The 14,039-nt window shown below is 41.5% G+C and carries 13 protein-coding genes; 10 read left to right on the top strand and 3 right to left on the bottom strand.

All coding sequences use genetic code 11. The features are described 5' to 3' along the window. Positions 1-154: 154 nt before the first annotated feature. The 6 genes from PHAL_RS0118780 to folX all read left to right on the top strand — a co-directional run bounded on the left by PHAL_RS0118780 (position 155) and on the right by folX (position 6,932). Entirely contained in the window at positions 155-3,517 is a 3,363-nt protein-coding gene (locus tag PHAL_RS0118780; protein WP_016709978.1) for an ATP-binding protein, read from the top strand. A gap of 37 nt (positions 3,518-3,554) precedes the next feature. Beyond that, positions 3,555-4,178 carry a YceH family protein gene (locus tag PHAL_RS0118775; RefSeq protein ID WP_016709977.1) on the top strand — a complete coding sequence of 208 codons (624 nt, stop codon included), beginning with the start codon at positions 3,555-3,557 and terminating at the stop codon, positions 4,176-4,178. Between the two features lie 55 nt (positions 4,179-4,233). Then, the gene (gene nadE, locus PHAL_RS0118770; RefSeq protein ID WP_016709976.1) at positions 4,234-5,064 is read left to right on the top strand and encodes an ammonia-dependent NAD(+) synthetase; all 831 of its coding nucleotides are present in this window, start codon (positions 4,234-4,236) and stop codon (positions 5,062-5,064) included. A 207-nt stretch (positions 5,065-5,271) separates the two neighbouring features. Continuing rightward, complete coding sequence (gene folM, locus PHAL_RS0118765; protein ID WP_016709975.1) at positions 5,272-5,991, top strand: dihydromonapterin reductase; 720 nt, start codon at positions 5,272-5,274, stop codon at positions 5,989-5,991. 22 nt (positions 5,992-6,013) lie between these two features. Further along, positions 6,014-6,568, top strand: a complete 555-nt coding sequence (gene folE, locus PHAL_RS0118760) for a GTP cyclohydrolase I FolE (RefSeq protein ID WP_016709974.1) — start codon at positions 6,014-6,016, stop codon at positions 6,566-6,568. A gap of 4 nt (positions 6,569-6,572) precedes the next feature. Beyond that, a complete protein-coding gene (gene folX, locus PHAL_RS0118755; protein WP_016709973.1) occupies positions 6,573-6,932 on the top strand; it encodes a dihydroneopterin triphosphate 2'-epimerase in 360 nt (119 codons plus the stop codon). Here folX and PHAL_RS0118750 read toward each other — a convergent pair. Together PHAL_RS0118750 and PHAL_RS0118745 are read right to left on the bottom strand one after the other, a co-directional pair. Further along, a complete protein-coding gene (locus tag PHAL_RS0118750) occupies positions 6,929-7,363 on the bottom strand; it encodes a YqaA family protein (RefSeq protein WP_016709972.1) in 435 nt (144 codons plus the stop codon). The genes folX and PHAL_RS0118750 overlap by 4 nt on opposite strands. Before the next feature lie 65 nt (positions 7,364-7,428). After that, positions 7,429-7,800, bottom strand: a complete 372-nt coding sequence (locus PHAL_RS0118745) for a DUF4870 domain-containing protein (protein WP_016709971.1) — start codon at positions 7,798-7,800, stop codon at positions 7,429-7,431. 218 nt (positions 7,801-8,018) lie between these two features. On the opposite strand from PHAL_RS0118745, the gene PHAL_RS0118740 reads away from it, so the two are divergent. The 4 genes from PHAL_RS0118740 to PHAL_RS0118725 are packed head-to-tail and all read left to right on the top strand — an operon-like array spanning position 8,019 to position 11,711. Further along, complete coding sequence (locus PHAL_RS0118740; RefSeq protein ID WP_016709970.1) at positions 8,019-8,720, top strand: spondin domain-containing protein; 702 nt, start codon at positions 8,019-8,021, stop codon at positions 8,718-8,720. Between the two features lie 10 nt (positions 8,721-8,730). After that, on the top strand, positions 8,731-9,441 hold the full coding sequence (locus tag PHAL_RS0118735; protein ID WP_016709969.1) for a spondin domain-containing protein: 711 nt from the start codon (positions 8,731-8,733) through the stop codon (positions 9,439-9,441). Between the two features lie 50 nt (positions 9,442-9,491). Then, positions 9,492-10,220, top strand: coding sequence for a response regulator transcription factor (locus PHAL_RS0118730; RefSeq protein ID WP_016709968.1), 729 nt, complete (start codon positions 9,492-9,494; stop codon positions 10,218-10,220). 9 nt (positions 10,221-10,229) lie between these two features. Further along, the gene (locus tag PHAL_RS0118725; RefSeq protein ID WP_016709967.1) at positions 10,230-11,711 is read left to right on the top strand and encodes a sensor histidine kinase; all 1,482 of its coding nucleotides are present in this window, start codon (positions 10,230-10,232) and stop codon (positions 11,709-11,711) included. Positions 11,712-11,750: 39 nt separating this feature from the next. On the opposite strand, the gene PHAL_RS0118720 is transcribed toward PHAL_RS0118725, so the two are convergent. Then, a complete protein-coding gene (locus PHAL_RS0118720) occupies positions 11,751-13,934 on the bottom strand; it encodes a S9 family peptidase (RefSeq protein ID WP_016709966.1) in 2,184 nt (727 codons plus the stop codon). Positions 13,935-14,039: the final 105 nt, after the last annotated feature.

The raw sequence follows: 14,039 nt of genomic DNA, 5'->3' as shown, positions 1-14,039 counted from the left end.
ACCAGCCCAGTGATAATTGAATTAACAGTTAATCTGCCAGCTAACATATCGTAATTTAAATAAAAAATATGTCCCCCTATTTATCAGAAGCATTTCTATTTCTACGATAAATTGACTATAGTTGAACTGCCAATTCTTAAATGCATAAAGCGTAATGTCATTGCCAAAAACACAAGATGATAAAAAGGTATACAAATTCAAACTGACATTTTGGTGTTCGCTCGCGTTTATTTTCTTGATTAGCCTAGTGCTGGATCAAGTCAGCTATGAGCGCGCCAAACAATCTCACCGGCTGTTGATTCTATCTGAAGTCAGTAGCTATCGTACGCAACTTGAATCTACTTTAGTGTCAAATATTCAATTAGTACGAGGTTTAGCGGTCGCTGTTGCCGCAGAACCTAATTTAGAACAACAGCGTTTTGCACAAATCGCTGCACCATTATTCGACACTTCATCTGAATTACGTAATATCGGCGGTGCACCTGATATGGTGATCCGCATGACCTACCCGCTTGCGGGCAATGAAAAGGCAATTGGCCTAAACTTTTTAGAAAACCAAGAGCAACGTGCCGATGCTATTCGCGCACGTGATAATAATGAAATAGTGATGGCGGGTCCTCTCACATTGGTCCAAGGTGGCGAGGCCTTAATTGCTAGAGTTCCTGTTTACCTACCCCCAGATAAACACTTTTGGGGATTACTCTCTGTAGTACTCGATATTGAGAAAATGTACACCAAAGCAGGTATCTATGAATTAGAAGAACACTACGATGTGGCTATCCAAGGGCGCAATGGCTTAGGTAGCAAAGGAGAGTTTTTTCATGGCGACTCTGAAATTTTAACACACAACCCGCTTGCGTTTACGCTCACTTTCCAAGGTGGGGAATGGCTGTTATTTGTTTCTCCAAAAGCTGGCTGGGCACCTCCAGGCTCATCTGTCTGGCCGCTAAGGTTAGCAATTTTTACAATTTGCGGGTTGCTTTGCTTAGCGTTTTTAGTGTTCTTAAAAATGCTCAACCGGCAATTACAAAATGAAAAAATGTTAGTCACTATGAGTAGCCTTGCCAAAATTGGCGCATGGTCATTCAATCTCGAAACCCAACAAGTGTATTGGTCTGATATGACCAAAGAAATTTTCAAATACCCGCTAGACGAACAACCTGATTGGCCAACCAACCTTAATTACTTTAAAGCTGGTGAAAGCCGCGATACCGTGCAAAGACTTATTGAGCGTGCTATAAAATACGGTGAAAGCTACGAAGTCGAACTCGAAGTCATAAATTCTCTTAATCAATCTGTGTGGGTATTAGTTCATGGTGAAGCTGAAATTCGTAACGGCCGCTGCGTCAGAATTTTTGGTTCGCTGCAAGATATACATACCCGTAAATGTATTGAACTAGAAAGCAATAAAACAGCGCTGCACAATGAAGCTCTTGCCTCTCTTACCGTTAACAGCGCAGTGTTGACAGGGAATTTAAAGCAATCTAAAGATATCATCACACGATCAGTATGCGATGCCCTCAATGTTGAACGAGCCAGTATTTGGCTATTCAATGAAAGTAAAGATCAGTTACTCTTATTTGCCTATCACGGCAAGCACGCGTCTGAACACACAATACTGCAAACATGGCAACAAAGTGAGCTACCAAGTTTTTTTGCCGCCATAAATAATCAAGCAGTACTCAGCGCCGCCAATGCACTTAGCAACGAACTTACCACGCCACTAACTGAGCATTATTTAGCACCTTTAAATATCCAATCTATGCTAAGTGCTTCGATTCCAGCAGGAAGCGGGGCCATTGGTATTGTATGTGCAGAGCAATGCCAACTCCCACGTGCATGGTCCCGTAACGAAGAAAGTTTTCTAATCGCTGTGGCTGCCTTAATTGGCAGCTTATACTCAAGCGAACAACGTATAGAAACAGAGCAACAATTAGTAACAGCGAAAGAAGCAGCTGAACAAGCAGTGACCGCTAAAGGGGAGTTTTTAGCGAGCATGAGTCATGAAATTCGCACACCCATGAACGGGGTACTCGGGATGCTGAATATTGTGCAGCAGACCCAGTTAGACGCACAACAAGCTCACCATATCGAGTTAGCACAATCATCAGCACAGTCTCTGCTTAACATTATTAACGATATTTTGGACTTTTCTAAAATTGAAGCTGGTAAATTAGATATTGAAGAAATTGCCTTTAACTTACCTAAATTACTAGGTGAAATCGTCGAATCCTTTGCTCTGAAAGTAGAGCAGCATAATACCAAACTGATTCTAGACGCCACTAAAATTGATGTAAATGAAGTTATTAGCGATCCAAATAGGCTACGACAAATTCTTAATAACTTGCTCGGCAACGCTGTTAAATTTACTCACGATGGAGAAATCATCGTTATTGCAGATTTAAATAACACCACAGATGGGACTTTCTTAAATTGTTCAATAATTGATACTGGTATTGGTATAAAAGCCGACAAGCAAGCTGCTTTGTTTGACTCATTTACCCAAGCAGACACCTCAACGACTCGCCAATATGGCGGCACAGGTTTGGGACTGGCGATAGTAAAGCAACTTTGTAATTTAATGAATGGTGAAGTGAACGTTACCAGTGTATACGGTGAAGGGAGCACTTTTACTTTCTCCATAAAAGTACAACCATTGCTCAGTAGAGAACAAGACTTACCAAGCCATTTAATCAAAAATAAGCGGATTTTAATTGTAGATAGCTGCCCTTTAAATGGCGCAATAGCTCATAAACAATTGCAAGTATGGGGTGCGTATGCAGATATCGTTAGCCACTACCCAAGCATTACAAAGCACCTAACATCAAGCGAAGTAACGATTGATGCTGTATTACTTGATTATAGCTTTATTAGACAAGCCGATGCTGAAGTAATAAAGCTGCTCCAAGGCTACCTAGACCAGCACCAAGTAAAACTAATACTCATGGCTCCAATGAGTTTCTCAAAAGAACATACCAACTTACCTGTTAATGTTAATTGCATGATATTTAAGCCACTAACTCCTTCTGACTTATTTGACTCACTGGCTAATGACAAGTTTATTGAGCAGCAGCAAAATAACCCCCTACCACATACCAACATTGCAGTTAACAGCGTAGACTCTGCAAATCAAGAGAAAATTCTGCTCGTCGAAGACAACAAGGTCAATCAGGTTGTTGCCAGTGCCTTGCTTAAACAGGCTGGCGTTAATTTCGATATCGCCGAAAATGGTTTAGAAGCGATAGAAAAGCTAAAAAATAATATGGCACAGCCTTACAAGTTATTGTTAATGGATTGCCAAATGCCTGAAATGGACGGTTACCAAGCAACTCGTGCGATCCGTAATGGCGATGCCGGAGAACATTATAAAAACGTAACTATCATTGCCTTAACTGCAAATGCAATGCAAGGCGATAGAGACAAATGCTTGAATGCTGGGATGAGTGATTATTTAACCAAACCGCTCGATTTTGAAGCGCTTCAGCCAAAGTTACAACAATGGCTTGATACACAATAAAAGTGTAAGCTTAGGCATAACAAAAGAAGGATTTATTATGCAACTCACAGCTATTGAACAACGTGTGATCGGCTGTTTACTTGAAAAACAAAGCACGACCCCTGAACATTACCCGTTGTCACTCAACGCACTAACGAATGCCTGTAATCAAAAGTCAAACCGTGAGCCAGTATTAACTCTCAGTGAAACACAAGTTCAACAAGCATTAGACACCTTGCTTGCTCAACGCTTAGTGACACAGGATGAAGGGTTTTCTGGCCGTGTAACCAAGTTTGCACATCGTTTTTGCAACACCGAGTTTGGTAATTTACAATTGACTGAGCAACAACGCGCGATTATTTGTTTGCTCCTCCTACGCGGGCCACAAACTCCAGGTGAGTTAAGAACCCGTAGTAATCGTCTTGCTGAGTTTAACAACGTCGCAGAGGTAGAAACTGCACTGAACGAGCTAATCAACGCAGAACATGTCGTTAAACATCCGCGAGAGCCCGGCAAACGTGAAAGTCGTTACAGTCATTTATTTGCAGATCCTGAAAGTACTACCGTTGCGCAAGCAGTGGAGTTACCCGACATCAAAGCTGATGAGCTGAATGAATTACTTGCTGAAATTGATGACCTCAAAGCCGAGTTACAAAAAATAAAACAGCATTTAGGGCTTTAAATTAAACCCTTTGAATTAGACTATAACCACAATAATGAACTGTTAGGAGCCCAGCATGCGCGCTGAGATAATGGCTGAAATGAAAGTCCAGCCAACTATAGACGTTGACCAAGAAATTACACGCCGTGTTAACTTTATAAAAAACCGCCTTGTGGCAGCATATTCACGCTCTTTAGTGCTGGGGATCAGTGGTGGCGTGGATTCATCTACCTGCGGGCGTTTATGCCAACTTGCCGTGAACGAATTAAATACTGAACAACAAACTGAAAAATATCAATTTATAGCCGTTCGCTTACCTTACGGTATTCAAGCTGATGAAGCCGAAGCGCAATTAGCCGTTGATTTTATTCAACCAAGTAAACGGATGACGGTAAACATCAAGCCTGCAGCTGATGGCATGCATGAACAAGCTTTAGCAGCTGTCGTAGGTAGCGGTGAAAGCCTACCTGAGCAAGCGCAAATTGATTTTATTAAAGGTAATGTAAAAGCTCGCCAACGTATGGTGGCACAATATGAAATTGCTGGCTTATGCCAAGGACTTGTCGTTGGTACTGATCACAGTGCCGAAAACATTACTGGTTTTTACACTAAATTTGGTGACGGAGCCTGTGACTTAGCCCCTTTATTTGGTTTGTCAAAACGCCAAGTACGCGCATTAGCAAAACAACTTGGTGCACCAGACTTATTAGTGAATAAGGCACCAACTGCCGATTTAGAATGCGACCGCCCAGGCCTTACTGACGAAGAAGCCCTAGGTTTAAGCTATGAACAAATTGATGACTTTTTAGAAGGTAAATCGGTGAGTGATGAAGTCAGCGAAAAACTAATTGCTATATATCTGCGCACTCAACATAAACGTCAAGCCATCCCAACAATTTACGATTAATTGCCTACTAACTAAACTGAGCGTGTGCCTGCAAATATAAAAAGCTGCGCTCGGTTTATTTGTATGATCGATCTCTTATCGTCAACCGTAATGTACAACTTAATAATGCAGTAATGAGTTTGCTACGCTAATGGGTGAAACATTACTGTAATTTAGTTTATAGTTAGCTTATTAATACTTAGCGTTAAATAGAGAACATCGCATTATATGACATCGCCCATTTTAATCACTGGCGCAGGCCAGCGTATTGGTCTAGCACTTGCTAAGCATTTTATTGCCGCTGGGCAAACGATCATAGTGACCTACCGCACTCGTCATAAAGCCATTGACGAATTAGCGCAACAAGGCGCTATTTGTATCGCTGCAGACTTTAGTGACGATAATGCTATTGTAGAGTTTATTGCGATATTAAAAAGCCATACTAGCAGTCTTAAAGCGATTATTCACAACGCCTCTAGCTGGGATTGTGAAGCGAATAATCCTGATAGCGCGGCGCTTTTTGATAATATGATGCGCATCCATGCCAAAACCCCTTACTTGATCAACCTTGCTAGCAGTGAGTTATTACAACGTTATTACGAACAACATGCTGCGCCAGCCGACATTATTCATTTAACCGATTATGTGGTCGATACTGGTAGCCCTAAACACTTAGCATACGCTGCAAGTAAAGCTGCTCTTGATAACTTAACCAAGTCGTTTGCAGCTAAGTATGCACCACAAATCAAAGTTAATGCAATTGCACCATCACTCATTATTTTTAATGAAGATGACGATGACGCATACCGTGCTAAAACGTTAAAAAAATCTTTAATGGGCATCGAACCCGGTTGCCGTGAAATCATTAATAGTGTCGATTTATTACTAAATAGCCATTACATAACGGGGCGTTCATTGCCCGTAGATGGCGGCAGACACTTAAAATAACGAATTTAAAATTGAGAAATTTATGCATAACGAATTAAAAAATAGTTACCAAGAGATCATCGCTGCCGTAGGTGAAGACCCTCAGCGCGAAGGTCTTCTAGACACGCCAAAGCGTGCCGCCAAAGCCATGGAGTATTTAACCAAAGGCTATCGTCAAACACTTGACGAAATTACCAACAACGCAGTATTTACTTCTGATGCAGACGACATGGTATTGGTGCAAGATATTGAGCTTTACTCGATGTGCGAACACCATTTACTGCCATTTGTTGGTCGTTGTCATATTGCTTATATCCCTAACGGCAAGGTACTTGGTTTATCTAAATTTGCTCGTATTGTTGATATGTACGCGCGCCGCTTTCAAATTCAAGAACAACTCACTCACCAAATAGCTAAAGCGGTAGAAGAAGTAACCGGTGCTAAAGGCGTGGGCGTTATTATTGAAGCAAAACATATGTGTATGATGATGCGTGGTGTTGAAAAGCAAAATTCCAGTATGCGTACATCCGTCATGTTAGGTAACTTTAGAGCAGACCCAAAAACCCGTAATGAATTTTTGCAGCTTGTAAAAGGTTAACCTTATGGGTAATGCAATTATAAATGTCACCAATTTACGGCTGCGTACTTTTATCGGTTTTAATCCAGAAGAGCGTGAGAAAAAACAGGATGTAGTGATTAATTTAGAAATTCACTACCCTGCAGATCAAGCCTGCGAGACTGATCAAGTAGAGCAAGCATTAAATTATAAAGTGATCACTAAAGAAGTTATTGCGCTGGTAGAACAAGGGCACTTTTTACTGCTTGAAAAGCTCGTCGCCGAAATACTCGAAGTGTGTCATCGTCATTCTAGCGTCAACTACGCTAAAGTACGAGTTGATAAGCCTCATGCCTTACGTTTTGCCGACTCAGTATCACTGACACTTGATTGGGCGAAAAGTTAAATCAGTTTATCCACACCTAAGGCAAAGGCGAGCACCACTAAATATCGTGCCCCTTTGCCAAGGGTAACAATCCATAAAAAAGTCCACCAGCGAACCTTAAAAATTCCACCAACGACGGTCAGCGGATCACCAATGATCGGCACCCATGCCAAAAATAAGCTATACACCCCATATTTTTCAAAACGTTGCTGAGCTTTATCAATATTCTGTTGCGAAACAGGAAACCATTTGCGATCTTTAAACCGTAGCACTTGAGTACCGAGCCAATAATTAACACAGCTCCCCAGCACATTGCCTACTGTAGCACTAAGCCACAACAGCCAAATTGTGTACTCACCTTTTGTAACCATCGCTGTCAGTACAATTTCAGATGAGCTAGGCAGCAAAGTAGCGGCAACAAACGCAGTAAGAAATAATGTTAAATAAGCCATTTAAGCCTTTTCAAGCATATAAAAAACCCAGCAAAAGCTGGGTTTTTGTTAAAATCTAGTATGGCTTATTTTATCAAATTTAAACTAAATGGGTAGCTAAACGGTTTGCCATCATTGGTTTTAATGGCACCGATAACCACCATAATAAACGAGAAAATAGCCACTATGGGTAATAAAATGACGCCAATAACTGCAAACATCAGAATAAAACACAGTATATAAGCAATTAACATCGTGATTTGAAAATTAAGCGACTTACGCCCATGCTCTGCCACTAGTGGCATTTCTTCTTTTTTAATTAACCACACGACCAGCGGACCGAGTATAGCGCCTAACGGGACAACAAACCCGGCTAACGCACTTAAATGACAAAGCATTGCCCACATACGTTCATCTTTACTCGCTACAACTGGTTCAACCTGTTGATTTTCTTCCATTATCATCTCCTTGTTTTTTGTTAATAGTGACTGCTTTAAGGCATAATGTCTAGGCTGATTTATGATCAATATGCTAAAAAATGCCCTCCTTAATTTTGCTTGATAAACATCAAGTAAGTTGATTGGTACTGTTGTGATAAAAAAGTGATAAGTTCGTGAGGTTTTCTTGATGTCGCTCTTTGATACTCATTGTGAATCATCAATAATAGGAACGAATCATGAAAATCTCTACTCTCACTATTGCTACTCTAACTGCGTTTGCAAGTTACGCAACGTCAGCCGCTGAACTAGAAATACAACTGACCAACCTCACCCAAGGAATTCACTTCACCCCCATTTTAGTAACGGCCCATAATGGTGAAGAGCATTTGTTTGAACTTGCAATGCCTGCCTCCACAGCGCTGCAAACAATGGCTGAAGGTGGCAATCTGGAGCCATTAATAGCACAAGCTACCGCGTCTAGTAGTGATATAGCAGCAAACCCAGCTAATGGTCTATTACTACCTACAGCATCAACCATGACCACACTGATGACCAGTGAAGGCAATGAATATCTCTCATTAACCGCCATGCTACTGCCAACGAATGATGGCTTTGTTGGCCTAGATAGCTGGAAAATCCCTACAGAGGCAGGTACTTACACTATCTACTTAAATGGTTATGATGCGGGCACAGAAGCAAATGACGAGCTTATTGTTACCGATTCTGGCGCACCAGGTACACCAGGGATCCCTGCGGCGCCGGGTGGCGATGCAGGAACTGGTGGTGCCGGTGTAAGCAGCACTCAAACAAATACCAATGTGCATATTCACCCTGGAAATTTAGGCGACGATGACTTAACAGCAGGCACAAGTGATTTAAGCAATACAGTGCATAGATGGTTAAACCCTGTTGCGAAACTCACCGTCACGGTAAAATAGGAGCGTAGTTATGTCACGTTTTAGTAAAAGCCTTATCATTCTCGCGCTAGGTGCCAGCTTGGCTGCATGTAGCGATTCAGATGACAATACCCCCACAGTGGTAACTCCCCCTGCTCCTGAACCAATCAGTTTTCAGTTTACCGTGCAGGTTAGCAACTTAACGGCCGGACAACCTTTATCGCCTATCGCATTGATTGCACATCATGAGGGTAACTTATGGCAAATAGGTCAAAGCGCCTCTTTAGCCTTGGAGCTGATGGCCGAAGGCGGTGATAACTCTGAGTTACTCACTTTTACATCGGCGATTGCCAGCAGCTCCGGGGAGGCACCACTGGGGCCGGGTGCACAAACGACCCTAACTATCACCACCGATGCCATTGAAGTATTAAAATTATCGTTAGCAACTATGATGGTGAATACAAATGATGGTTTTACCGGTCTTAACTCTATTGATGTGTCCTCACTGGCTGTTGATGAAACATTAACACACTTTACTTTCGCGTATGACGCAGGCACTGAAGCTAATACTGAAGCTGCAGGCTCAATACCTGGTCCTGCTGATGGCGGTGAAGGGTTTAATGAAACGCGTGATGATATCAACTATGTTGCTATGCACCCAGGTGTTGTAAGCCAACAAGACGGGCTGTCTGGCTCCATCTTATATAGTGAACATAAGTTTGATAACCCACTCGCTAAAGTTGTTATCACACGGACACAGTAAATTTTATTGGCTTTAGGGCACATGGATGCGCCCTCCCATAAGGTGACCGTATGCAACACGAAAAAGTACTAATCGTCGAAGACGATAAAGCAATTGGGCAACTCATAATAACGCAACTTGAACCGCTAAATTTACATATAGATCATGTTGAAAGTGCAGAACTCGCGCTGAAAAAAATAACAAAACACAGTTATGGTTTGATTTTACTCGATATTAATTTGCCACACATGGATGGCTTGAGTTTGTGCCGAAAAATAAAAGAGCATTACCCAACAATTGCCGTAATTTTAGTTACTTCATTAAACTCTGACATGGATAAAGTGATAGGCCTAGAAATGGGCGCTGATGACTACATTTGCAAACCTTTTTTTTCTCGTGAATTACAGGCGCGAATAAAGACTCAGCTACGTCATCGCGCACAGCTATTAGCAGCAAACTTCAAAGAAACCGAAACACCAACAACAGAGCACGCTATTCAACTGGGCTCGTTACAGATCGAATTTACTAGCCATCAAGTTTATTTAGCAAATAAGGCACTTAATTTAACCGCTACCGAATTTGATTTATTAGCCTATTTTGCCCGCCATCCAAATCATGTCTTTAGCCGTCAACAGTTGTTAGATAGAGTCTGGGGTTATCAGCATAGTGGTTACGAGCATACCGTAAACTCACATATTAACCGGCTCCGTGCAAAACTTGAACTAGATCACCAAGCGCCGTTTATCGAAACCGTGTGGGGCGTAGGCTATAAACTAAACCCCTCCCAACTAAACAATTGACGGCCAATTATGAATTTATCTTTATATCAAAAATTAGCATCATCGTTAGTCATTATCTTTTGCTTTATTTGTGCCTTAGTATATGGCTGGAGCAAACAGCTTGAGCGTACCTCTAAGCATCATGGCGAACAAAATTTACACCTACAGCTTGCTGAACATCTAGTCCAAGATAACCCACTCCTTCAGCTAGGCATTTACGACTATCAAGCTCTAGAAAATTTATTCCATACGTTGATGTTGTTAGGTCCTGCATTTGAATTTTATTTTGTGGATCCGCAAGGTGCGATCCTCACCTATTCAGCCGAACCAGGTAAAGTAAAGCGTGACCACATTAACCTCACTCCACTAAAGCGCTTAATTCTAGATAGAACATTAACCCCTTTATACGGTGATGATCCACGCGATCCTAGTAGGCAAAAAATCTTTTCAGTTGCACCCGTTTACAACCAAGACGTACTACAAGGTTACTTATATGTGATCATCGGTGGGGAAGCTTACGACACTACACTTAACACTATTAAAGCCAATGATAACGTGTGGATTGCCGGACTGTGGCTTGCTGGCGCTTTGTTATTCTTACTCATCGCACTTTTAATTCTATTCCGCTTTTTTACTGCACCAATAAAAAAGCTCGCGACTGAGGTAAGCATGATAGAAGCAGCTAATTACAGCTTAGTCGATAATCAATTATCAAGTTACTCAAATAAAAATAATGAAGTGGATAGCCTTGGTAGAAGCATTCAAGCCATGCTTACTCGCATTGATGAGCAATTTAAAGCATTAGCACAAAGTGATAAACAACGCCGAGAGTTGCTCACTCACCTATCACATGATTTACGAACACCATTAGCATCTGTGCAAGGTTTTTTAGAAGTTTTAAGCCAGCCTCACCGTCAATTAAGTGAGCAAGAACGTCAGCATTACCTTAGTGTTTCAAGCGATAATTGTCAGCAACTAAAGCTATTGATAGAGCAAATATTTGAGCTGGCAAACTTAGAAAATGGCCAAATGAGAGTGCATACCGAAACCTTCAATTTAGGTGAGCTTATTTATGATTGTGTTGCTAAGTTTTGTGTCGCAGCCGATAACAAAGGAGTGACGTTACGTGTTGAACCCGTGATCTGTGACTTTACTGTGGTTGCCGATATCGCCAAACTGGAGCGAGTAATAAGCAACTTAATTGATAATGCGATTCGACATACGCCCAAAGGTGGTAAAATTATTGTTCAAGTACAACAGGCCGACGCAGAGCAACTCTATGTAGATATTAGTGATACTGGGGTGGGCATCCAACAAGATGAATTAATCGCGATATTTGAACCCCACTATCAAGCAAGTAACTCCAACACTGTAGGTCATCAGCAAGGCGGACTCGGTTTGGCTATTTGCAAAGGTTTACTGCAACTGATGAACAGCGAAATTAAGGTGCGTAGTGAGCTCGGTAAAGGCAGCCAATTTAGCTTTAACTTACCACAGAAAACGAAGGCGTGAACTAGTCACGCCTTCGCTGTAATGTACTCACATCTAGCGCTATTTTTTAATTCCCGCTAAATCTAAAATGAAGGCATAGTTAAGTGCGGTATCTTCAAGGCTTTTAAAACGCCCTGATGCACCGCCGTGACCTGCTTCCATGTCAATTTTAAACACTAACTTATTATCATCTGTTTTAAATTCGCGTAGTTTCGCAACCCACTTGGCCGGTTCAAAGTACTGCACTTGCGAGTCATGCAAACCCGTAGTCACTAACATATTTGGGTACGCTTGTTTGCTCACTTGATCATACGGTGAGTACGATAACATATAGTCATAATATACTTTGTCATTTGGGTTACCCCACTCGCCATATTCATTGGTCGTCAGCGGTAAACTAGCATCTAACATAGTGGTTACTACATCCACAAAAGGTACTGCCGCAACCATCCCTTTATAAAGCTCTGGAGCTTGATTTGCCACCGCGCCCATTAATAAGCCACCGGCACTGCCACCCATAGCAAATATGTTATCGGATGCACCATACTGCTGGGCAACTAAGGCCTTGGTCACATCAACAAAATCATTAAAAGTATTCTTCTTATGAAGTAATTTACCATCTTCATACCAAGGACGACCCAGCATTTGCGAGCCACGAATATGGGCAATTGCAAATACAAAGCCGCGATCAAGCAAGCTTAAACGGCCACTTGAAAAACTCGGATCCATCGTTGCACCGTATGAGCCATACGCATATTGTAATAATGGGTTACTGCCATCTTGTTTAAATTTGTCTTTACGGTAAACCAGACTCACTGGCACTTTTACACCATCTCGGGCCGTTATAAATAAGCGCTCCGATGCATAGTTTTCAGCATTAAAATCACCAACAACTTTTTGCTGTTTGAGTAAGGTTTTTTCAGCGCTATCTAAATCAATGTCGTATGAGGTACCTGGGGTAGTCATACTGGTGTAGTACACACGTAAGCTGTCGCTATCTAACTCGTTATTACCATAAGCGTGGATCATATAACTGCTGTCGTTAAAGCTCAGTTGCTGCTCATCACCTGACGTTAGGTTACGGATAGTGACACGAGATTGCCCCATTTCACGCTCTTTATACACTAAGTGATTAGCGAATAAATCAATGCCTTCCAGTTTAATATCATCACGAGCGGGGATCAGCGTTTGCCAATTCGCTTTATCATGTGCTTTATCTTTATGCACTGTCATTAACTGAAAGTTCACTGCATTTAGGTTCGTCACGATATAATAAATATCACCAAGCTTGGCAATGTCATATTCCAGGTTTTCTTCACGCTCAATTAAACGTTTTGGCAGTGCCTTGGTATCGTTCGCATCAATAACAGATACGCCTGACGCATTGGTGCTAGCATGCCAAACATAAATTTCTTGCTTGTCTTTACTCTTACCAAGACCGGTGTAATAACTCGTGTTCGTCTCTTCGTAGACGAGCTCATCTTGCGCTTGTGGCGTGCCTAATGTATGGCGATATACCTGATAACCTAACAGCGTTTGTAAGTCTTTTTTAATGTAATAAAAGGTTTTATTATCATTAGCCCAAACGATATCACCATCAGTGCCCTCAAGCTTATCTGTTAGTAATTTACCAGTACTGAGATCTTTAACCCAAATGGTGTAAATGCGACGACTAACAGTATCCTCTCCATAGGCAAGTAAATTACCATTTGGACTGACAGATAAACCTGTCACTGCATAATAATCATGCTCTTTAGCCAACTCATTTACATCTAATATAATCCGCTGCTCAGTGCCTTTAGCATCAAGGCTGCGCACATACGTTGGGTATTCATTGTCCCCACGAGTTTGTGATGAATAGTAATAATCACCACTTTTGGTTGGTACTGAATCATCATCTTTTTGAATACGCCCTTTTAGCTCTTCAAACAAGGTCGCTTGTAGCGTTTCAGTGTGCTTTAACATCGCATCAGTGTAGGTATTTTCTGCATTAAGGTGCGCTATTACCGCAGGATCTTTGCGTTCATCATCACGCATCCAGTAGTAGTTATCGATCCGCGTATCTTCATGTATGGTCATTTCATGGGGCACTTTTTTTGCAACAGGAGCAGTCACTTGAGTTTGCTCGGTTACACTTTGAGTTTCACTCATTGTTGATTGTATTTTTTGCTCTGGCGCTTTATCGCATGCCGATAAAATAGCGACAGATAGCGCTGCAAGTGCAAAAGAATGGAGAGTTTTCATAGTATTCCCTAAATAAAGTTATTATTTTTCCATAGTTATAATATATCTAGTTTCTTAGCCGTTACCTATAGGCGTTTGTAAAGGGATGTAAAAAGGGAGCCGAAG

The organism is Pseudoalteromonas haloplanktis ATCC 14393, from assembly GCF_000238355.1.
Lineage (GTDB): Bacteria > Pseudomonadota > Gammaproteobacteria > Enterobacterales > Alteromonadaceae > Pseudoalteromonas > Pseudoalteromonas haloplanktis.
The sequence above is the reverse complement of the archived record's forward strand: the minus strand, read 5'-3'. Positions and strand labels throughout refer to the sequence as shown.